The organism is Pantoea sp. GABEPS69 (assembly GCF_045780835.1).
Lineage (GTDB): Bacteria > Pseudomonadota > Gammaproteobacteria > Enterobacterales > Enterobacteriaceae > Pantoea > Pantoea septica.
The window spans coordinates 3,732,150-3,753,349 of record NZ_CP118618.1 but is presented as its reverse complement, the minus strand read 5'-3'; the positions used below and the strand labels follow the sequence as shown (position 1 = coordinate 3,753,349).

At 59.2% G+C, this 21,200-nt stretch carries 18 protein-coding genes and 1 riboswitch; of the genes, 10 read left to right on the top strand and 8 right to left on the bottom strand.

Going from position 1 to position 21,200, the window contains the following annotated elements; translation table 11 throughout:
• Nucleotides 1-89 precede the first annotated feature (89 nt).
• From PVE98_RS18260 to pgi, 5 genes are all read right to left on the bottom strand, one after another.
• Entirely contained in the window at nt 90-2,180 is a 2,091-nt protein-coding gene (locus tag PVE98_RS18260) for a YjbH domain-containing protein (RefSeq protein ID WP_096072419.1), read from the bottom strand.
• Nucleotides 2,180-2,917: a capsule biosynthesis GfcC D2 domain-containing protein gene (locus PVE98_RS18255; protein WP_033749133.1), complete on the bottom strand. Its 738-nt coding sequence runs from the start codon at nt 2,915-2,917 to the stop codon at nt 2,180-2,182. The genes PVE98_RS18260 and PVE98_RS18255 overlap by 1 nt, the downstream gene beginning before the upstream one ends.
• Nucleotides 2,914-3,561, bottom strand: a complete 648-nt coding sequence (locus PVE98_RS18250; protein WP_096072420.1) for a YjbF family lipoprotein — start codon at nt 3,559-3,561, stop codon at nt 2,914-2,916. The genes PVE98_RS18255 and PVE98_RS18250 overlap by 4 nt, the downstream gene beginning before the upstream one ends.
• Nucleotides 3,562-3,634: 73 nt before the next feature.
• On the bottom strand, nt 3,635-3,883 hold the full coding sequence (gene yjbE, locus PVE98_RS18245) for an exopolysaccharide production protein YjbE (RefSeq protein WP_096072421.1): 249 nt from the start codon (nt 3,881-3,883) through the stop codon (nt 3,635-3,637).
• Nucleotides 3,884-4,396: 513 nt separating this feature from the next.
• On the bottom strand, nt 4,397-6,043 hold the full coding sequence (gene pgi / locus PVE98_RS18240) for a glucose-6-phosphate isomerase (RefSeq protein ID WP_096072422.1): 1,647 nt from the start codon (nt 6,041-6,043) through the stop codon (nt 4,397-4,399).
• A 363-nt stretch (nt 6,044-6,406) separates the two neighbouring features.
• Nucleotides 6,407-6,599: riboswitch (Lysine riboswitch) on the top strand.
• A 110-nt stretch (nt 6,600-6,709) separates the two neighbouring features.
• On the opposite strand from pgi, the gene lysC reads away from it, so the two are divergent.
• Together lysC and panS are read left to right on the top strand one after the other, a co-directional pair.
• Nucleotides 6,710-8,062, top strand: a complete 1,353-nt coding sequence (gene lysC / locus PVE98_RS18235) for a lysine-sensitive aspartokinase 3 (protein ID WP_033749137.1) — start codon at nt 6,710-6,712, stop codon at nt 8,060-8,062.
• A 240-nt stretch (nt 8,063-8,302) separates the two neighbouring features.
• Nucleotides 8,303-9,220 (top strand): ketopantoate/pantoate/pantothenate transporter PanS, encoded by a 918-nt coding sequence (gene panS / locus PVE98_RS18230; protein WP_096072423.1) that lies wholly within the window; start codon nt 8,303-8,305, stop codon nt 9,218-9,220.
• 26 nt (nt 9,221-9,246) lie between these two features.
• On the opposite strand, the gene PVE98_RS18225 is transcribed toward panS, so the two are convergent.
• Nucleotides 9,247-10,872 (bottom strand): Na/Pi cotransporter family protein, encoded by a 1,626-nt coding sequence (locus PVE98_RS18225; protein ID WP_096072424.1) that lies wholly within the window; start codon nt 10,870-10,872, stop codon nt 9,247-9,249.
• A 288-nt stretch (nt 10,873-11,160) separates the two neighbouring features.
• Here PVE98_RS18225 and psiE point away from each other — a divergent pair, with 288 nt between their 5' ends.
• The 3 genes from psiE to ubiA all read left to right on the top strand — a co-directional run bounded on the left by psiE (nt 11,161) and on the right by ubiA (nt 13,050).
• Nucleotides 11,161-11,571 carry a phosphate-starvation-inducible protein PsiE gene (gene psiE / locus PVE98_RS18220; protein ID WP_033749140.1) on the top strand — a complete coding sequence of 137 codons (411 nt, stop codon included), beginning with the start codon at nt 11,161-11,163 and terminating at the stop codon, nt 11,569-11,571.
• Between the two features lie 69 nt (nt 11,572-11,640).
• A complete protein-coding gene (gene ubiC, locus PVE98_RS18215) occupies nt 11,641-12,153 on the top strand; it encodes a chorismate lyase (protein WP_033749141.1) in 513 nt (170 codons plus the stop codon).
• A 30-nt stretch (nt 12,154-12,183) separates the two neighbouring features.
• On the top strand, nt 12,184-13,050 hold the full coding sequence (ubiA, locus tag PVE98_RS18210; protein ID WP_179944787.1) for a 4-hydroxybenzoate octaprenyltransferase: 867 nt from the start codon (nt 12,184-12,186) through the stop codon (nt 13,048-13,050).
• Between the two features lie 314 nt (nt 13,051-13,364).
• On the opposite strand, the gene plsB is transcribed toward ubiA, so the two are convergent.
• Complete coding sequence (gene plsB, locus PVE98_RS18205; RefSeq protein ID WP_033749619.1) at nt 13,365-15,788, bottom strand: glycerol-3-phosphate 1-O-acyltransferase PlsB; 2,424 nt, start codon at nt 15,786-15,788, stop codon at nt 13,365-13,367.
• 128 nt (nt 15,789-15,916) lie between these two features.
• Here plsB and PVE98_RS18200 point away from each other — a divergent pair, with 128 nt between their 5' ends.
• The 4 genes from PVE98_RS18200 (at nt 15,917) to PVE98_RS18185 (ending at nt 18,852) form a co-directional block, all read left to right on the top strand.
• Nucleotides 15,917-16,285 carry a diacylglycerol kinase gene (locus PVE98_RS18200; RefSeq protein WP_096072425.1) on the top strand — a complete coding sequence of 123 codons (369 nt, stop codon included), beginning with the start codon at nt 15,917-15,919 and terminating at the stop codon, nt 16,283-16,285.
• A gap of 106 nt (nt 16,286-16,391) precedes the next feature.
• Nucleotides 16,392-17,006: a transcriptional repressor LexA gene (gene lexA, locus PVE98_RS18195; protein ID WP_033749144.1), complete on the top strand. Its 615-nt coding sequence runs from the start codon at nt 16,392-16,394 to the stop codon at nt 17,004-17,006.
• Between the two features lie 130 nt (nt 17,007-17,136).
• Nucleotides 17,137-18,459: an MATE family efflux transporter DinF gene (gene dinF, locus PVE98_RS18190; RefSeq protein ID WP_033749145.1), complete on the top strand. Its 1,323-nt coding sequence runs from the start codon at nt 17,137-17,139 to the stop codon at nt 18,457-18,459.
• A 180-nt stretch (nt 18,460-18,639) separates the two neighbouring features.
• Nucleotides 18,640-18,852, top strand: a complete 213-nt coding sequence (locus tag PVE98_RS18185; RefSeq protein WP_033749146.1) for a CsbD family protein — start codon at nt 18,640-18,642, stop codon at nt 18,850-18,852.
• 48 nt (nt 18,853-18,900) lie between these two features.
• On the opposite strand, the gene zur is transcribed toward PVE98_RS18185, so the two are convergent.
• Nucleotides 18,901-19,422 (bottom strand): zinc uptake transcriptional repressor Zur, encoded by a 522-nt coding sequence (gene zur, locus PVE98_RS18180; RefSeq protein ID WP_096072426.1) that lies wholly within the window; start codon nt 19,420-19,422, stop codon nt 18,901-18,903.
• 445 nt (nt 19,423-19,867) lie between these two features.
• Here zur and PVE98_RS18175 point away from each other — a divergent pair, with 445 nt between their 5' ends.
• The gene (locus PVE98_RS18175; protein ID WP_096072427.1) at nt 19,868-21,118 is read left to right on the top strand and encodes a conjugal transfer protein TraF; all 1,251 of its coding nucleotides are present in this window, start codon (nt 19,868-19,870) and stop codon (nt 21,116-21,118) included.
• Nucleotides 21,119-21,200: the final 82 nt, after the last annotated feature.

The following is a 21,200-nucleotide window of genomic DNA, read 5'->3' as shown; positions in this document are numbered from 1 at the left end:
GCGCGGGCCGAACGAGCAGGAATGCCTTGAACGACTTTGCGATCTGCATTGACCAATAATAAAGGCGGCCATCAGGCCGCCTTTTTTCATCAATTGAAACGCGCGTCGCGATCGGACGTCAGGTCATAAAGCTGGTACTTGCGTCCCAGCATCTGCCCGCCGTCACGCGTCAGCGGCACCCAGTTCACCTGCGCGCGGCCGCGCGTCGGCGTCACGGTAAAGAGATCCATTGGAATCGACAGATAGAAACCTTTGGTGAAATCGCCTTCGCCGTACTGCTCCGACGACACGTTGGTTTTGGTGGCATAAACGCCCACCATCACGCCGCTGTCGAAGCGCTTCGACACGTCAATCGTCACGCCTTTGTCCTTCGCCAGATATTGTCCGACGCTCGCCTTCACCAGCAGATCCTGCATAAACCACGGACGCCAGTACGCCGTTACATGGCCGGTCGGCGCTTTGTAGTTGGTGAACTGCATCATGTTGTCCCAGTCGCGCTGGCGCACATAGTTGGCGTCGACGCCAACGGCCCAGTTGCTGTCGATGGGACGGTAGAGCATCTCGCCGCCGACGCCGCCGTACATGGTCTCGAGGTAACCGCCGTACATCTGGCCGTAGAAGCCGTTGCCGAGGTAACCCATGTAGTTGGCCTGCAGATCGTTAACGTAGACGTTGTTCTCGACGTAGTCGCGAATATGGGTGCGCACGCGCGGCAGCGTCGAGTCGGCGGGCGCGCCGTTATAGTTGAACTTGTCGTAGTTATTGGCGAGGTTGCCGAACAGGCTGCCGCCCACCAGCAGATGATCGGTAAACCAGTAATCCAGGTTGCCCATCACGCCGACCTGGTACATGTAAAAGCTTTCCGGGCCGCCGACCGACTGGTTTAGCACCGGCGACAGGCTGTAGTTAAGCCGCTCTTTACGAATAAAGAAGCCTTGCTCGGTCTCGCCCGCGTCGACCGGGTTCTCGCGCGTCTGGCGCAGCGGCTGCTCCTGACCGAGCGGATAGCCTGCCAGCTCATTGCGCAGGCTGTTGACGTCGGTACGCGTCGTGACCTGCGGCATATTGAAGCGCGACTCGGTCACCTCGATCGTTTCGATGCCCGCCGGCAGGTTATTCATAATGATGCGGTTGGCGCGATCGACCCCTTCGCGCGTGTCGCGGTATTTGGTCTGCTCGCCGGAGACGAACAGCGTGCTGCCTCGGGTCTGAATGCGCGGCCCGCTCAGCCCGGCGTTGTACTTCAGATCGCTCAGCTGGCTGGCGACCACGGTCGGCTCCAGCATGCTCTCCTGCGGCTGAGGACGGTATTCGGGCTTCGCGCTGTCGATATGCGTCTGGCGCAGATCGTTGAAGTTGGTGCGCACCGTCACGCCGAACATAAAGGTGTTGCCGCGCTCGTAGCTGGCGTTGATATCGGCCCAGTCGGTGACGCGATAAATCGCGCCGACGTTGACCTTGCTGCGCTGCTCGAGCCTGCCGGCGAAGTCATCCTGATAGTTGTTGCCCTCATACTCCAGCTTGAGGCGCAGCGGCTGCCAGGGCGTCTGATACTCCACGCCGCCGAACAGCGCCGACGGGCCGTGAAACATTTGCGAGCCGTTGATCGAGCCCGCTTCGCCGACGCCGGGACGCTGGCAGTAGCTGTCGCTGTAGGAGCAGAAGGGGTTTTTCACCGTGCCGCTGTTGCCGAGATAGCCCCAGCCGAGTCCGAGGGTAAAGTCGAATGGTCCCCAGGCTTTGCTCGCCACCAGATATTCGCTGTCGAACAGGCCGGTGCCGCCAAGATCGCGCGAGCCTAAAGCGACCTCAGGCAGCCAGTAGCTCTCTTGCAGCAGGCGCAGCTTAAGGTCGAACGCCTTGTCTTTGTAGCTCTGGTTACCGCTGAAGCTCTCTACGGCGCTGTAGCGTCGCGTGCGCACGTCGGTATAGCGCACCGTCGTCTCCAGCCAGGGCAGCAGCTGCAGCGAGGCGGAGTAGTAGCGGTACTGATCGTTATCGCGGAAGTTAAGGCTAAACTCGCCCTCGCGCGCCATGCGCGCGGTCGGCACCTGCAACAGGCCGACGCCGCCGAAGTCAGACTGCGACGGACCCACCGGATCGGGAAAGGTATCGGCCTGCGCCTGACATGCGGCGGCCACGGAAACAGCCAGCAGGCTGAAAAGAAGTCGTTTATTCATCACTCTGGCACCCGGTGAGTCAGAACAGAAATCATGCGCTGGTTCAAATCGTCATACGCGTCAGGCAGGCTCCAGGCGGAGAAGCCCAGCCAGATAATGCTGCCGGGCGCGACTTCCCTGTGGCGCTGATTCCAGTAGGCCACCGGCACGCGCTGCGTTTCGCCGGAGGGCGCGATCACCGTGGCGTAGCTGTTCTCCGCGCCGGATAGAGGCTGATGCTGCGCCAGATAGCCGCGCACCGTCTGGCCCGGCTGCCAGCTGACTTTGCCTGCGTCGCGCAGCGCGCCCAGCAGCCATACGCCGTCGGACGGCGGCGTCAGCCAGAGGTCGTAGCGGCCTTCCAGCCGACGGTTGCTCTCGGGATGAAGGCGGATCTGGTCGGGATCGAGCGAAACGAACTGGCGGCCAGCGACCTTGACGGCGCTGAGCTGGCGCAAAACTTCGCCGATGGCGGCGGCGCGATCGCCGCTGCTCTGCGCCTGCCAGGCGCGTAGATCGGCCAGCGTCTGCTGCTGCTGGCGCTGCGCGGCGGCGCTGGCGTTTCGCTCCGCGATAACCGCGCCGCGCCACCAGACGGCGTCCATCAGCGCAGGCTGCGTCGTCAGCTGCGCCAGATCCTGCACGTTTTCGAGCGTGGCGCTGCCCTGCGCGCTATGCACCATAACCTGACCCGCCGCCCACGCGGCGCTGCTGCCGGCCAGCATCAGGGCGGCCAGCAAAGAGAGTGTTGTTTTCATGATTTCGCCGGCTTCAGAAGGGTAGTGGCAACAGGGAAGTCGTCCGCAGCCAGCATCTGGCGCGCCTGCACCACATCGCCGCTGCTGTTATCGATCCAGAAGGTGTTCTCCCACGCGCGGCCGGTGGCCTCGATGCGCGCCTGCTCGATCCAGACGCGGCAGGCGACGCGGCGACCCGCCAGCGTCAGCACCTCGTCAGCGCCGCGCGTAAAGCGCGAGCTCACCGTCGCGGCGCGCGTCTCGCCGTGCTCGGTCCACTGCGCGATGCGCGTCCAGCTGACGCCGTCGCGCAGATGGAGCGCATCCGCCAGCGGATCCTGCGGCAGATTGCTCACTTCTTGCAGGTTATCCGGCAGGCCGAGCGTTTTCACCAGGCGGCCATGCCGGGTCACCAGCATAGCGTTGTCCTGAGTGATCCACTTCTGCTGGCCATTTTCGTTATAGCCCAGCACCACGAAAATCTGCGGGCCTTCATTAATCCGCGCATAGAGGCTGGCGTAGGGAAGGTCGGCGATCTGCTGGCTGGTTTTAATCACGTCATCGGGGCCGGAGACCGCCATCATGACGGTCTGTTCCAGCCCTTTTTGCGTCTGCGTGCAGGCCTGCAGCAGCAGGCAAGCCAGCAACAAAGGAAGTTGGCGCACTGTGTGTCCCTGTAAAAGAAGCCAAAGCAAAAAATAACCACACGGCTGTGTGGTTATGTTTAAAGGTGCTACGTCAACGAGTGGTGCTCGTTGTGGTCGTGGTTGTTGTACCGGTATTCGCGCCGTCACCACCGCCAGAAGCGGCAATGCCGACACCGACTAATGCGCCAAGCACGCCGATACCGACAGCGGTCGAGGTGCCGGCGGAGATTGCTCCCGCCTGCGCGCCCGCTGCGGCACCCGCTTCTTCCGGAGCGGCAAAAGCCACGGAATGCGCTGCGACGTATAGTACGGCTGCTCCGGCAACCATGATTTTTTTCATACAGCTTGTCCTGCATTGAGTGAATGAAGGATGTACCCGTTTTCGGGCGCGTTCAGTATAGGGCAACAAATTACCAGAGTTCAGCGTGGGAAAAAGCGGTCGGAAAGGGCGGTTTATTTTGGCTAAAAAAGGGGCTAAACAGCGATAACCTCCTTTTTATTGGTGAGATTTACCGGAGGTCAGAATTTATTGCTGGTCGAAAATTAAATGCAAAGCGTTTTACGCTTTTTTATTAATAAATGGACCGGAAAAGGAATTATCAGAATTTGCCGGGCTGCCTGAAAATAGAATTGCTTTAAAAAACAAGCGGAAGGAAGTGACTGGTGAATGAATAAGTACCATTTAAAACGCGAGAGAGAGGGGGTTTCTCTCTACATCTTCAGAAGAATCTCATCTTAATTTAAGAATTATCCCGTCTGAATTGCGCATATTCTCTGCGACGGCGCGGTTATTTTGTTCGCAACGGCAAGAAAAAGGCGGCCGCGCGGCCGCCTTTGCAGGATTCAGACTTTATTAACGCCAGGATTTATAGCGATTAATTAAGCCATTAGTGGAACTGTCGTGGCTGGTAATATCGGCGCTGTTTTCCAGCTCCGGCAGAATACGGTTAGCCAGCTGCTTGCCTAACTCTACGCCCCACTGGTCGAAGGTGAAGATATTCAGGATCGCGCCCTGCGTGAAGATTTTGTGCTCGTAAAGCGCAATCAACGCGCCAAGGCTATAGGGCGTGATCTCGCGCAGCAGGATCGAGTTGGTCGGGCGATTGCCTTCAAACACCTTGAACGGCACGATATGCGCGACGGATTCAGCAGACTTGCCGGCATCGGCAAACTCTTTCTCTACCACGTCGCGCGACTTGCCGAACGCCAGCGCTTCGGTCTGGGCGAAGAAGTTAGAGAGCAGCTTCTGGTGATGATCCGCCAGCGCGTTGTGGGTAATGGCCGGCGCGATAAAGTCGCACGGCACCAGCTTGGTGCCCTGATGGATCAGCTGGTAGAACGCGTGCTGGCCGTTGGTGCCCGGCTCGCCCCAGATAATCGGGCCAGTCTGGTAATCCACCGGGTTGCCGTCGCGATCGACGTACTTGCCGTTAGATTCCATATTGCCCTGCTGGAAGTAGGCCGCGAAGCGGTGCATGTACTGATCGTAAGGCAGAATCGCTTCGGTCTCGGCGCCGAAGAAGTTGTTGTACCAGATGCCGATCAGCGCCAGCAGTACCGGCAGGTTCTGCTCGGCTGGCGTGGTGGAGAAGTGCTGGTCCATGGCATGCGCGCCGCTCAGCAGCTGCTCGAAGTTGTCGAAGCCGATAGAGAGGATAATCGACAGACCGATGGCCGACCAGAGCGAGTAGCGGCCGCCGACCCAGTCCCAGAACTCAAACATATTGGCGGTATCGATGCCGAATTCGCCCACCGCTTTCGCATTGGTGGAGAGCGCGGCAAAGTGTTTCGCCACGTGCTGCTGATCGCCGGCGGTTTTCAGGAACCAGTCGCGCGCGCTGTGGGCGTTGGTCATGGTTTCCTGGGTGGTGAAGGTTTTCGACGCCACCAGGAACAGCGTGGTTTCCGGGCTGAGATCTTTCAGGGTTTCCGCGATATGCGTGCCGTCCACGTTGGAGACGAAGTGCATATTGAGGTGGTTTTTATAGGGGCGCAGCGCCTCCGTCACCATAAACGGACCAAGATCCGACCCGCCGATGCCGATATTCACCACGTCGGTGATCGCTTTGCCGGTATAGCCTTTCCACTCGCCGCCGATGATGCGCTCGGAGAAGTGCTTCATCTTCTCCAGCACCGCATTCACTTCCGGCATCACATCTTTGCCGTCTACCAGAATCGGCGTATTGCTGCGGTTGCGCAGCGCGACGTGCAGCACGGCGCGATCTTCGGTGCGGTTGATCTTCTCGCCAGAGAACATCGACTTAATCGCGCCGCTCAGGTCGGTCACTTTCGCCAGCGCCTGCAGCTTGTCCAGCGTCTCCTGGGTAATGCGGTTTTTCGAAAAATCCACCAGCATCTGATCGTCAAAGGTGGCGGAGAATTTAGCAAAACGATCGGCATCCTGGGCGAACAGCTCGGCGATAGTCACCGATTTCATCTGTTCAAAATGCTGTTGCAGCGCTTTCCAGGCTGCGGTTTGGGTCGGATTGATATTTTTCATGGCAACACTCTTGTTGATTTAAGAACCGTCATTCCATCGTGGGCAACCACACCCGTATAGCGTTTCAGTATGACAATAGTGTCCGCTGAAAGGAAAAATTTTGTCGGCGTCGTCACCTTTGCGGCAGGGGGCAGCGGAACGCGCGCCGGAAACCGCGCGCCGTTTTAGCCTGTCGCCGCGGGCGATTTACCGTTCAGGCGGCGCGTATTGTGCCGCTAATGCCGTCGCCGAACCTTGTGCCGAATCAGAATAAACCGGTCTGAAGGAGGCCATTTAGCTCTGCGGGCGCAGCAAATCGCCGACAGACGTAGACAGCAACCTTATGACCCGGTATTTTTATGCGGCTACTTGCGCACCCGTGCGCAAGCCAGAAGAGGCGCGTCGCCCAGGCAGTGTGTTGGAGGAACCGTATCCGGGGATAACACATCAGGGGGAGCGACGCCGAGGTGGTCAACACACGGAGTGTTGCCTGTCGGCTGCAGGGGCTGAATCCCCTGGGTTGTCACCAGAGGCGTCCACAGTCGGTCGCTTCGCAAGGTGAAGTGCTTCTGGGTGACTCGTCTCCTGATCTTGTCTGCCCAATTCTGCTCTTCCCTTGTGCCAAGGCTGATACAATGTCTCCCGTCCCATAAACGCGGGAGAAGATAACCTGACACGAGGTCGTACATGTCTCAAACTCTGATCGTGGCGAAATTCGGCGGCACCAGCGTTGCCGATTTCGATGCTATGAACCGCAGCGCCGATGTGGTGCTGGCCAATGCCAACACGCGTCTGGTGGTGCTCTCCGCCTCAGCGGGCGTGACCAACCTGCTGGTCTCGCTGGCGGAAGGCCAGGAGCAGGCGCAGCGCGCTTACCTGCTGGACGAAATTCGCCGCATCCAGTATGCGATTGTCGAACGCCTGCAAAATCCGGCCGTTATCCGTGATGAAATCGACCGCATGATCGAAAACATCACCATGCTTTCCGACGCCGCCTCGCTGGCGACCTCCAACGCGCTTACCGACGAACTGGTCAGCCATGGCGAGCTGATGTCCACGCTGCTGTTCGTGGAGATTCTGCGCGAGCGTCAGGTAGAGGCGGAGTGGTTCGACGTGCGTAAAGTGATGCGCACCAACGACCGTTTCGGCCGCGCCGAGCCGGAAATCGCGACGCTGGCTGAACAGGCTGCCGCGCTGCTGACGCCGCGTCTGGCGCAGTCGCTGGTGATTACCCAGGGCTTTATCGGCAGCGAGCAAAAGGGCCGTACCACCACGCTGGGACGCGGCGGCAGCGACTATACCGCCGCGCTGCTGGGCGAGGCGCTGAAAGCGGCGCGCGTCGATATCTGGACCGACGTGGCGGGCATCTACACCACCGACCCGCGCGTGGTGCCGTCCGCGAAGCGTATCGACGACATCACCTTCGAAGAGGCGACCGAAATGGCGATCTTCGGCGCCAAGGTGCTGCATCCGGCGACGCTGCTGCCGGCGGTGCGCAGCGACATTCCTGTGTTTGTCGGCTCAAGCAAAGATCCAGCCGCCGGCGGCACGCGCGTGCATCGCGAAACCGCCAACCCGCCGCTGTTCCGCGCGCTGGCGCTGCGTCGTCGGCAGACGCTGCTGACGCTGCACAGCCTCAACATGCTGCACTCGCGCGGCTTCCTCGTCGAAGTGTTCACTATTCTGGCGCGCCATAATATCTCCGTGGATCTGATTACCACCTCGGAAGTGAGCGTGGCGCTGACGCTCGACACCACTGGCTCGACCTCTACCGGCGACAGCCTGCTGACCCAGGCGCTGCTGACGGAGCTGTCGTCGCTCTGCCGCGTTGAAGTGGAAGAGAACCTGGCGCTGGTGGCAATCATCGGCAACAACCTCTCCCGCGCGCGCGGCGTCGGCAAAGAGGTGTTCGGCACGCTTGAGCCGTTTAACCTGCGCCTGATCTGCTACGGCGCCAGCAGCTACAACCTCTGCTTCCTGGTGCCGGGCGAAGATGCAGAAAGCGTGGTGCGCGCGCTGCATAAAAACCTGTTCGAGTAAGGATCCGCCCGGCCGGATCGGATCCGGCTGGTGCGATCGACCGCTTTTTAGCGTAAAAGCCAGCGTATTTCTGGCCCTGTCTGGCGGATCGGCAGCAGTCGATCCCCATTTTCCCTTCTGGCCTCACCTTGCGATAACGAAATGTTATGATCCCGCCCCGCTGGCGCACCCGTTCCTGCGTCGCGTTTCTCTGTGGCAAATTCGCGAAAAAACACAACATTCAAAGAAGGAAGTCTGGCTATGCTCGCCAAATTAACCCGCCTGTTCCCGCTGTGGGCCGTGCTGCTCTCAGTTGCCGCCTACTACTCGCCCGGCACTTTTCTCGGCATCGGACCCTGGGTCTCCTGGCTGCTGATGCTGATTATGTTTGGTATGGGCGTCACGCTGAATATCGACGATTTCAAACGCGTGCTGGTGCGCCCGGCGCCGGTGATCGCCGGCACCTTTCTGCACTATCTGGTGATGCCGCTCGCCGCCTGGGCGCTGGCGAAGCTATTCCAGATGCCGCCGGATCTCGCCGCGGGCATGATCCTGGTGGGCAGCGTGGCCAGCGGCACCGCCTCGAACGTAATGATCTATCTGGCGAAGGGCGACGTCGCGCTGTCGGTGACCATCTCCTCAGTTTCTGCGCTGGTGGGCGTGTTCGCGACGCCGCTACTGACGCGCTTCTACGTCGATACGCATATTCAGGTGGACGTAGTGGGCATGCTGCTCAGCATCGTGAAGATCGTAGCGATCCCGATTAGCCTGGGGCTGATCGTCCATCACAGCTTTAACGGTCTGGTGCGCCGGATCGAGCCTTACCTGCCGGCTTTCTCTATGGTGTGCATTCTGTTGATCATCAGCGCTGTAGTGGCGGGCAGCCAGGGCTTTATCGGATCGGTCGGCCTGATGGTGATCGCCGCCGTGGTGATGCATAACGCCATCGGCCTGCTGGGCGGCTACTGGGGCGGCAAGCTGTTCGGCTTCGACGAGTCGACCTGCCGCACGCTGGCGCTGGAGGTCGGCATGCAGAACTCCGGACTGGCGGCGACGCTGGGCAAGCTCTACTTCTCGCCGCTGGCCGCGCTGCCGGGCGCGCTCTTTTCGGTCTGGCACAATCTCTCTGGCTCGCTGCTGGCTGGCTACTGGTCAGGCAAACCGGTCGACAAGCAGTAACAGAGCGGGGGCCGTGCGCCCCCGCTTCACTCCTCGTCCCGCCCATCGTCCGGCTGCTCCAGCAGCGTATAGGCCACGCTGCACAGCAGCGAATTCAGGCGCTTCATATCCCCCAGCAGACCGAGATGCAGCGAGCTGGTTTCAATGCTCTGGACGTTCTTTTGATGCAGTCGCTCGACATGCGCATGCGAAAAGCGGCGAATCAGAATGCGGAAGCGATGCTTGGCGCGGCGCAGCCGTTTCGCGCTGGTGACGTCGCGCGAGAGAAACACCGACAGGCTAAGGCGCAGGTTCGCCAGCAGCTGCTCATGCAGCGTCTCTAACTCCTTGATGCCCTCCGCCGAGAAGGCGCGGCGCGGCGTCAGCGCCTTATCCGCTACGTCGCCGCTCATGCGTTCGATGATGTCGCCCGCCTGCTCAAGATTCAGCGACATCTCGATAATTTCACCCCAGCGTCGCGAATCCTCTTCCGACAGATCCTCTTTCGGCATGCGCGCCAGATAGAGCTTGATAGCGGTATAAAGCACGTCTACGTCGTCGTCCAGCCGCCGCACCGTGCGCTCTTCGCGCACTTCGCCGTGCACCACTTTATTGAACGCCTCCAGCATCATTTCCAGCACGTCGCCGATGCGCAGCGTCTCGCGCGCGGCGTTGACCAGCGCCAGCGTCGGCGTATCCAGCGCGCTGCGGTCGAGATGGCGAGGCTTCATCGCCATATCCGCCTCGGCATCGTCGCCGATAAGGCGGGTGCAGAGCCGCGCCATCGGATCGGCGAAGGGCACCATAATCAGGCAGCGGATCAGGTTGTAGAAGACGTGGAAGAAGATCACCAGCTCTTCGTCGTTAACCGGCATCTTATCCAGCCAGGGCGCCAGCAGGTTGATAAAGGGCAGGACCGCCAGCGAGCCGAGCAGTTTGAACAGCAGGCTGCCGAGCGCCACCCGCTTGCCGGCGGCGTTGGAGCCGCTGGCGTTCAGCATCGCCAGCAGGCCGCTGCCGAGGTTGGCGCCGATTACCAGACAGAGCGCCACTTTAAACGAGATCACGCCCGCGGCGGTCAGCGTGGCGGTAATCAGCACCGCCGCCAGGCTGGAGTAGCTGATAATGGCGAAGACCGCGCCGATGAGCGCATCCAGCAGAATATCGCCGGTCAGGCTGGAGAAGAGCACCTGCACACCCGACGCCTGCGTAATCGGCCGGGCGGCGCTGACGATTAGCTGCAGCGCCAGCAAAATCAGCCCCAGGCCAATGCTGGCGCGGCCCATCTGGCCGACGCGCGTCTGCTTGCGCGACAGGAAGAAGACTACGCCGAAAAAGATAAACAGCGGCGACAGCCAGGAGAGATCGAAAGTAAGAATACGCGCCATGATGGCGGTGCCGACGTCGGCGCCGAGCACCACCACCAGCGCAGGCGTCAGGCCCATCAGCTTCTGCGCCACAAACGAAGTCGCCAGCAACGTGGTGGCGTTACTGCTCTGCACCAGCGTGGTTACGCCGATGCCCGCCAGGAAAGCCATGGGTTTCTTTTCGATGCTGCGGCTGAGCACGCGGCGCAGGTCGGCGCCGAAGACGCGCATAATGCCGGAGCGCACGATATGAGTGCCCCAGACCAGCAGGGCGACGGCGGAAAGAAGATTAAGCAGGGTCAACACGTCATGCCACTCCGTAACCGTCAGGCTAAAAAGCAGCAGAGAGCCAGCCTGACGGAAAGAGCAATCTGCAAAAGGAACGGCCGGAAGAACGCAATTTTTTCTGAATTTTAAGCGACCTGCGCGCGCTGCCGACCTTTTAACTGTAGACCAGTTCGCTGAGACGAGAAGGAGATCGATGTCGGATTTTTGTCCGCAGCGGCGAGCGGCATACTGCCGGTATCTTGTGATCTATATCACATTACAGCATGATGGCGATCCTTTACTAAAAAGCCATTATCGAGGCAAATCATGAACGTTAAACCCACCGGCGGTCAGTACATCGCATTGGCGCTGCAATGGGTGCTAAATCTGGGACTGCTGGCGCTGGCGGTTATTCTGGCGGTGTTTCTGGGCAAAGAGACGCTGCACCTTGCCAACGTGCTGCTGAATGTTGGAGAACAGGCCTCCTCTTATCTGTTGATTGAGGGGATCGTTATCTATTTCCTCTACTTCGAATTTATCGCGCTGATTGTTAAATACTTCCAGTCTGGCTATCACTTCCCGCTGCGCTATTTTGTCTATATCGGCATTACGGCGATTATTCGACTGATTATCGTCGACCATAAAAATCCCTTCGATACGCTCTGCTACTCCGGCGCCATCCTGATTCTGGTGGTGACCCTGTGGCTGGCGAACAGCAACCGCCTGAAGCGCGAATAACTGCCGCCAGGTGTGCCCGTCGCGCCTCTGCGCTACACTGTTGCCCTCAAAATTGACGGGAGTGGTGATATGTCGCAAGAGGCGCTCAGCTTATTACGCGCGCTCAACTGGCTGCCATCTACGCATCCGACGCTGACCGCGCCGCTGCTGGACTGGCTGATGGAGGAAGACTCCATGACGCGCCGTTTCGAGCAGCACTGTCGGCAGGTGACGGTGCGGCCGATGCGCGAAGGCTTTATCAACGCCGATGAACTCACCGATGAAAGGGCGCTTCTGCCGGATGATGCGCGCTTCTGGCTGCGCGAGATCGTGCTGTGCGGCGATGACGAACCCTGGCTTATCGGCCGCACGCTGGTGCCGGAAAGCACGCTCAACGGCCCGGAACAGATGCTGCAACAGCTAGGGACGCGCCCGCTTGGCCGCTATCTTTTCTCCTCTTCGACCTTAAGCCGCGACTTTATCGAACCGGGCAGCGTCGGCGCGCTCTGGGGACGCCGCTCGCGCCTGCGGCTGTCGGGCAAGCCGCTGCTGCTGACCGAACTGTTTTTACCCGCCTCGCCGCTCTATCGCGACCTGGCCTGAGGACGATTAAACGTGGAAAAAAGCGTACAGATGAGTAAGTTTCAGGCCTATAGCCGCCTGATGCGTATTGATAAACCGATCGGCACGCTACTGCTGCTGTGGCCGACGCTGTGGGCGCTCTGGCTGTCGGATATGGGCGTGCCGCCGCTGTCGGTGCTGGTGGTGTTTGTGCTCGGCGTGTTTGTGATGCGCGCGGCGGGCTGCGTGATTAACGATTTCGCCGACCGCAAGGTCGACGGCTTCGTGAAGCGTACCGCCGGCCGTCCGCTGCCCAGCGGCGCGGTCAGCGAGAAAGAGGCGAAAATCCTGTTTGTGCTGCTGGGCTTGCTGGCGTTCGCGCTGGTGCTCACCATGAACCTGATGACGATTCTGCTTTCGCTCGGCGGGCTGGCGCTGGCCTGGTGCTATCCCTTTATGAAGCGCTATACCCATCTGCCACAGGTGGTGTTAGGCGCGGCGTTCGGCTGGGCTATTCCCATGGCCTGGGCTGCGGTTAGTGAGTCCTTACCATTAGAATGCTGGCTGGTGTTCCTGGCAAACATCTGCTGGACCGTCGCCTATGATACGCAGTACGCCATGGTGGATCGCGATGACGATATCAAGATCGGCGTCAAATCGACGGCGATTTTGTTTGGTCGCTACGACAAGCTGATTATCGGCCTGCTGCAGCTCGCAACGCTGGGTCTGTTGGCGCTGGTGGGACTGCTGATGCAGCTTAACGCTTTCTTTTACTGGTCGCTGCTCGGCGCCGCCGCGCTGTTTCTCTACCAGCAAAAGCTGATCGTTCGCCGCGAGCGCGACGCCTGCTTCCAGGGGTTTCTTAATAACAACTATGTCGGCCTGGTGGTGTTTATTGGCGTAGTGCTGAATACGCCGCCGTTTAGCCAGCTTTTTTAACAGCAAAAAGGCGACAAATTTGTCGCCTTTTGCGTCTGCTGGCAAGGTGCCAGCGCGGGAGAGAGGGCCCGATCGCAAAGACGCAAAAAGCGGCATCCCTGCCGGCTCGGCCCGCGCGTATATGCCCCTCATCCCTGAAGGGCACCCGTAAACGGGCCAACGCGTTGCGTTGTTCAAAAACGTTCCCGACGTTTTTATCCTTGTCGCAGGACGCTTTGCTCTTCGGTCCCTCTCTCCCGCTTATCAACCCGTGGAGCTGCCTGAAAAAAAGGGCGACATCTCTGTCGCCCTTGGTTTTTGCTGTCCGCGGCGGGCTACTCGTGCGCCACCGCGCTTTCGATAGTCAGCCGCACATCGCTGGTCACCAAATCGGCCAGAATATGCCAGGTAGCCTGCGTACGCTCGACGTCAGCGTCGCCAGTGTCGCTGATATAACCCTCATCGCGCAGCGTCAGCACCAGCGTGGTAAACACCGCCTTATCGAAAAACTCCGGCGCATTAATGCCGTGCAGCACCGAAAGACGCTGCGCCAGCATACGGCTCTCTTTCTCCAGCGTGCCGCGGTTGATGGTCGGCTTCGCGCTGAGGATCGAGAAGGTGATGGCGAAACGCTGCAGGGTCTCGCGGATGCCGGCGGCCAGCAGCTGCAGCGTGCGATAACGCGCGGCGGTGTGGCGCAGCTGTCCATCCTGCAGAGTAATCAGCCCCTGACGCGCCAGCTCCTGACAGAGGGCGCTCAGCAGCGCCGGCAGCGCGTCGATTTCCCAGCGCAGAAATAGCTCGCTTTTCAGCATCGGGTAAATCAGACGCACCTGGCGCAGCAGTTCGGCTTCGCTCAGGTTCGGGTGCTGCTGAATAATCGCGGCGATCAGCGACGGCATCACCAGCATATGGTGAATATTGTTGCGGTAATAGGTCATCAGCACCGCCTGCTCGCGCGGCAGAATGATGATGTCGCCGATATTGTCCTGCTCGGTTTCGAACTTATTCATGCTCATGGCATGGTTCAGCAGCGCTTCCGCTGAAAGCGGCGGCACCGTCGATTCCGGCGAATAGGGCACGTTGCGCAGCAGTTCGGTATAGCACTCAAGCTGCTCGATCAGCTGCTCGCGAGTTAGCGAACGCTGACGCGAGGCGAGCAGCGCGGTCACGCACAGGTTCATGGCGTTGGCGGCGCCCGCTTCGTTGATGCGCACCATCAGACGCGCCGCGATATCGTTTACAGTCGGCGTCAGCCAGCTGGGACGCTGCGGTTCAATCGGATCGATGGCGTCGCGCCACTCCGGCACCTGCTTGTTGAGGTAGTTCACCAGCGGCAGCGGTTCGCCGAAGTTAACGTAGCCCTGGCCCAGATTGCGCAGCTTACGCAGGCCGCGCACCATCTGCATAAAGCCTTCTTTCTCTTTCGCCGCGCCGCGCAGCTCTTTGGCGTAAGTGCCCACTTCCATAACGTGCTCATAGCCGATATAGATTGGCACCAGCGTAATCGGTCGCTTGCCGCCGCGCAGCATCGCCTGTAGCGTCATCGCCAGCGTGCCGGTTTTCGGATCGAGCAAACGGCCGGTACGTGAGCGCCCACCTTCAACAAAATACTCGACCGAGTAGCCGCGACTGAACAGCTCGCCGAGATATTCGCGGAACACGGTGGCGTAGAGTTTGTTGCCTTTGAAGGTGCGGCGAATAAAGAATGCGCCCAGACGGCGGAAAATCGGGCCGGCTGGCCAGAAGTTCAGGTTGATGCCTGCGGCGATATGCGGCGGCACCAGACCCTGGTGATAAAGCACGTAGGAGAGCAGCAGATAATCCATGTGGCTGCGGTGGCAGGGTACATAGACGATCTCATGGCCATCTTCCGCCAGCTGGCGCACGCGTTCGCCGCCGTTGACGTTGATGCCCTGATAGAGACGGCTCCACAGCCAGCCCATCACGCGATCGGTGACGCGGATCGCTTCATAGGAGAAGTCGGCGGCGATCTCTTCCATCATCTCGACGGCGTTCTGCTGCGCCTTCTCATGGGAAAGCTTTTTACTGCGCGCCTCTTCTTCCACCGCTTTTTCAATCGCCTTGGACTGCAGCAGCTTGTTGAAGAGATCCTGACGCGCCGGCAGACGCGGGCCGACCGCGGCTAAACGCTGGCGTGCGAAATGAATGCGCGCCACGCGCGCCAGTTTCTGCGCGATCGATTTATCGGTGCCGTGCTGCGTCGCCATCCAGCGCAGCGAAACCGTGGGGGAAAAGCGCACAAAGCTGTCGCGGCCGTGCCAGATGATAGCGAAGAACTTCTCAACCCCGTTAAGCTCGCGCAGGTGCGGCGTATCGTCGCCCTGAACCTCGCGGCCAGGCGCGCGCCCGAACATCACCGAGACCGGCAGCATCTGGATATCGAGCTGAGGATTGTTGCGGTGCAGATCGAGATACTCGTGGAAAATTTTCACCGATTCCGTATTCGGCCCGAAATGGGGGAATACGCGCGGGCCATCGTGGATAAACACGTGGCGCGGCAGCAGCGCGCCGTCGATTTCCAGCGGCGACAGCGGATCGGGCAAATTATGCTTCAGACACTGCTGGCGCAGCGTCAGCAAATCCGCCTTGGAATCGTATGGCAGCACGTACATAATCGGCCGCGTCGGATCGAGTCCATGTTCGGAGACGGGATCGCCCGGAATAGCCTTCGTTTTTACCAGAATGGAAAGTGGTAAATTCAACAATTTATAATAAAGTTTACGCCAACCTGACATAGACAACATGAAGCCTCTTGTTAGCAAAGCGCCGCAAGCATATCAGAAAGTGCTGCGAAGATCTGTGGTGGTGCCAAACGCACCTGGCCCAGACATTGACGTCAAACAACTAAAAGGGTTCCCTCGCAATGGCAAGTAATACCACCGGTTTACTCAGGATAGTGAAAGCGGCAGGCTACTCGTGGCAGGGGCTACGCGCCGCCTGGCAGCATGAGGCCGCGTTTCGTCAGGAAGCCACGGCCGCCATCGTCGCCATCGTCATCGCCTGCTGGCTGGATGTCGACTCCGTCGCGCGCATCCTGATGATCGGATCGGTGGTGCTGGTGATCATCGTCGAGATCCTTAACAGCGCCATTGAGGCGGTGGTCGACCGCATCGGCCAGGAGCGGCATCCGCTGGCGGGGCGGGCGAAAGATATGGGTTCCGCCGCCGTCTTGCTCGCTATCATACTGGCGCTGTTTGTCTGGATCGCGCTGCTCTGGACCCATTTGCGATAGCCTTTCCAGAATTGCCCAAACGGCTGTTATTTCCCTGGGTTTTGGTTTTCATTTCGCCAATACCTGTATATACTCACAGCGACTGTATAAACAACCAGGGGGCGGGATGAAAGCATTAACCACCAGGCAGCAACAGGTTTATGACCTGATTCGCGACCATATCAACCAGACGGGCATGCCGCCAACGCGTGCGGAGATCGCCTCGCAGCTGGGGTTCCGTTCCCCCAACGCCGCCGAAGAGCACCTTAAAGCGCTGGCGCGTAAAGGTGTTATCGAGATCGTTTCCGGCGCATCACGCGGCATTCGCCTGCTGATGGAAGAGGAAGAGTCCAACGGACTGCCGCTAATCGGCCGCGTCGCCGCCGGCGAGCCGCTACTGGCGCAGGAACATATTGAAACGCACTACAAAGTCGATCCCGACCTGTTTAAGCCCTCTGCTGACTTCCTGCTGCGCGTCGCCGGTATGTCGATGAAAGATATCGGCATTATGGATGGCGATCTGCTGGCTGTGCATAAAACGCAGGATGTGCGTAACGGTCAGGTCGTCGTGGCGCGCATCGATGACGAAGTCACGGTAAAGCGCTGGAAAAAGCAGGGCACCGTGGTTCATCTGCTGCCGGAAAACAACGACTTCGAGCCGATTATCGTCGACACCCGCACGCAGTCGCTGACCGTCGAAGGTCTGGCGGTAGGCGTGGTGCGCAACGGCGAGTGGCTCTGACCGCTGGCCTTCAGACGCCTGCATCCCTTCGTCAGGCGTCTGTACGATAATCTTTTCACGCGCCTCCTGCGGCTAATGTCGCGCCGGGGCCGCCTCGCTTCTTTTTACGTTTTCAGGCATGGACCGGCTGATGCGTCTCTTCTCTGCTGACGACCGACAACTCTGGCGGCTGGCGCTGCCGATGATCCTCTCCAATATCACCGTACCGCTGCTTGGCCTAGTGGACACCGCCGTTATCGGCCATCTCGACAGTCCGGTTTACCTTGGCGGCGTAGCGATTGGCGCGACCGCGACCAGCTTCGTCTTTATGCTTTTACTCTTTCTGCGCATGAGCACCACCGGCATCACCGCGCAGGCCTTTGGCGCACGCGATACGCAGGCGCTGGCGCGCGCCCTGACGCAGCCGCTACTGATGGCGCTGCTGGCGGGCCTGCTGTTTATCCTGCTGCGCGAGCCGCTCAGCGCGCTGACAGGTCGGCTGGCGGGCGGCGATCCGCAGGTGCAGGAGCAGGCCGCGATCTTTATTGATATCCGCTGGCTCAGCGCGCCGGCGACGCTGGCTAACATGGTGATCCTCGGCTGGCTGCTGGGCGTGCAGTATGCACGCGCGCCGGTTGTGCTGCTGGTGGTGGGCAACGCGGTCAATATTCTGCTCGACCTGTGGCTGGTGCTCGGTCTGAAGTGGGGCGTGGCAGGAGCGGCGAGCGCCACGGCGCTGGCGGAATATGTCACGCTGGCGGTTGGGCTGGCGATGGTGTGGCGCGTACTGAAGCTACGCGGCATCTCGATAGCGATGCTGAAAGAGAGCTGGCGCGGCGATATCAGCCGCCTGCTGCGCCTCAATCGCGACATTATGCTGCGTTCGCTGCTGCTGCAGCTCTGCTTTGCATCGCTGACGCTTATCGGCGCGCGACTGGGGCCGGAGATTGTCGCCGCTAACGCCGTACTGCTGATGTTTATCACCTTTACCGCCTATGCGCTCGACGGCTTCGCCTACGCGGTGGAAGCCGTCTCTGGCGAGGCCTACGGCGCGCGCGACGGAGAGCGACTGCTGTCGGTGTGGCACGCCGCCTGCCGACAGGCGGGCATGGTCGCGCTGGCCTTTGCGCTCATCTACGCGGCGAGCGGCGACGCTATTGTGTCGATGCTGACTTCGCTAGAGTCGCTACGGCAGCTGGTGGATCGCTATCTCATCTGGCAGATCGTTCTGCCGCTGGCGGGCGTATGGTGCTATCTGCTGGACGGCCTGTTTATCGGCGCGACGCGCGGACGCGAAATGCGCAACAGTATGGCGATGGCCGCGCTTGGCTACTTCCTGACGTTGCTGACTCTTCCCTGGTTAGGCAATCACGGCTTATGGCTGGCGGTCACGGTGTTTCTTGCGCTGCGCGGCGTTTCGCTTTGGCTGATCTGGCGGCGCGAATGGCGCTTAAATCGCTGGTTTCAAAGTTAATTTACGCGTGCTGCGTCAACCGTAAAACGCAGCGCCTGACGGATTATTCTGTATTTATCCGCCAGTTGCCGATTCGTCTACTACAATTACCTTACAACAGCGCGACACAGCAGCGCTTTGTATTGTCGTACTGCCAATGTGTGGTGGTATGTAAAACTAAGGATGACGTGGAGGTCTGACATGAATAAAGACGAAGCGAGCGGTAACTGGAAGCAGTTCAAAGGCAAATTCAAAGAAAAATGGGGCAAGCTGACCGACGATGACATGCAGGTTATCGAAGGCAAACGCGATCAGCTTGTCGGCAAAATTCAGGAACGCTACGGTTACGCTAAGGATGAGGCAGAGAAAGAAGTCTCAGACTGGGAAACCCAGAATAAAGATTACCGCTGGTAATCTCCTCGCTCAGGATTGACCTGAGCGACCGGCACAGGGAAGTGCCGCTTAGCCTCTTTTTCCGCGCTTTTTCCCTTCAGACTCATGATCGTGACTACAGCTATCCTGATGCGTACAGGCTTCGACTTCCGCACAGCTGGTGCAGAGTCCATGCGCCTCAATCACGCTATGCCGTAGCGTAAAGCGCGCCTCGCCAGCCAAATCGGCAATGATATTTTCGACGCCCTGCGCCTGTTTTTCAGTGACTGCCGCGCAGCGATCGCATACCAGCATCACCGAGGTATGCGCCGGTGCCTCAAAATGATGACAAACCACGTAGCTGTTGTTTGATTCCACGCGATGGATAAAACCCTGTTCCAGCAAAAAATCGAGCGCGCGATAAACCGTCGGCGGCTTCGCCTGCGGCTCGCTGGCGCGTAGCTGATCCAGCAGGTCATAAGCGCTAATCGATCCATGCTGCGCCGCCATCAGACGTAACACCTCAGCGCGCTGCGCGGTCAGACGCACTCCGCGTTGCAGGCAGAGCTTTTCCGCCTGAGTCATGATTTTTTCTGGCGTCATTGTCGACATGGTGATTCTCCGCTAAAAACGAGATGTTATCTTATCACAGCAGACGCGCTTGCGCTTAAGTTGCGCGCTTTCAGTACAATCCCTGTCATGGTCTATTAATATCAATGCATTAGACCGGTATCCGGTTGATGAAGTTGTTCCTGTAATGCTAATCAGTGCCAACATCTTTGAGACATAAAATAACAAAATTATAGTTTTGCTTTACAACTCACTAGGTTAAGCACTAATGTTCATGAGGCCTTAAGCAACTGCTGGCCTTAATATCCTTTTTGACTACCCCGCTAAATAATAAAAGCGCCGATTTGTAGCTAAAACATCCAATCCGGCGAATAACAGTGCTGTTACGACTGAATTCACAGCAATGAACCGTTAGCCGAGATTCACAATAGCGCTAACGACAAATTCCGATGATGAATGTTTTCCTGATCAAGGTGATGGCAGACAAATGGCGAACAAAACCACCCGGCGCTCTGCGCTTTTATATCCTGCTGTTTTAAACGCGCTCTTTATCTCTTCTTCCGCTATGGCCGCGGGGACCTGGTATGACGCGCGCAACGACGCGATGGGCGGTACAGGCGTTGCGTCCTCTACGTGGAGCTCCGCCGTGCTGGCGAACCCGGCGCTGATGACGCGCGCGCAGCCGGACGATAACGTCGGCATTATTTTTCCTTCTGCTGGCCTGCAGATTACCGATAAAGACAAGATGGTCGATAAAGTCGATGACATCAGCGATACCGTCGATCGCTATCGTGGCGTAATCAATGGCCTGACCTTCCGCGACTATCTTAACGGCTATCCGCAGCTGAAAACGGCGTCGCGAGACGTGGCGAACCAGCTACGCGACCTGCGCGGCAACAAGGCCAACGGCACGGCGGGCGTCGCGCTGGCGGTGACCGTTCCCAACGAAACGCTGCCCTTCGCCTTTATCACTAAGGCGTATGGCACGGTGCATCTGCGCGCCAACGTGGCGCAGAGCGACATCGCCTATCTCGACGGCGTGGCAAACGGCACCGTTACTCCCGTTCCGGGCGACCAGAATAACCTGCGTTCCAGCGCAAACGGACTGGCGGCGCTGGTCACCGACTACGGCATCGCCGTCGCGCACGAGTTCAGCGTGGCGGGGCATCCGGTTTCGATCGGCGTCACGCCGAAGATCCAGAAAACCTGGCTCTATAACTACACCGCCAGCATCTACAACTACGATAAAAACGACCTCAACGGCAGCCGCTACCGCAACGATAATACCGGTTTCAACATCGACGCCGGTTTAGCGACGCCGCTGAGTGACAACTGGACGCTGGGCGTCACCGGACAGAACCTGGTGTCGCGCGATCTGAAAACCAAAGAGACCAACGGCTATCGCGACACCTACCAGATCCGTCCGCTGGTGACCTCTGGCCTGTCGTGGAACGGCGGACCCTTTACCGCGGCGCTGGATGTGGATCTTACCGAAACGAAACGCTTTAAATCGGAAGAGAGCAGCCAGTACGCCGGCGTCGGCGGCGAATACCGCGTGCTGGACTGGCTGGCGCTGCGCGCCGGTTACCGCGCGGATATGAAATCCAACGATGAAAATGTCTTTACCGCCGGTTTCGGCGTGTCGCCGTTCAACAAAGCGGTGCATCTGGATCTGGCGGGTTCGGTAGGCGACAACAACACCTGGGGCGCGATGATGCAGCTCGGGTTTAACTTCTAATCGGTGATTCGCAGCCGTCTTTAGGCCGGGCGATGCAGAGTCGCCCGGCACCTTGTTAATGTGCTATCATTGCGCAGATTAT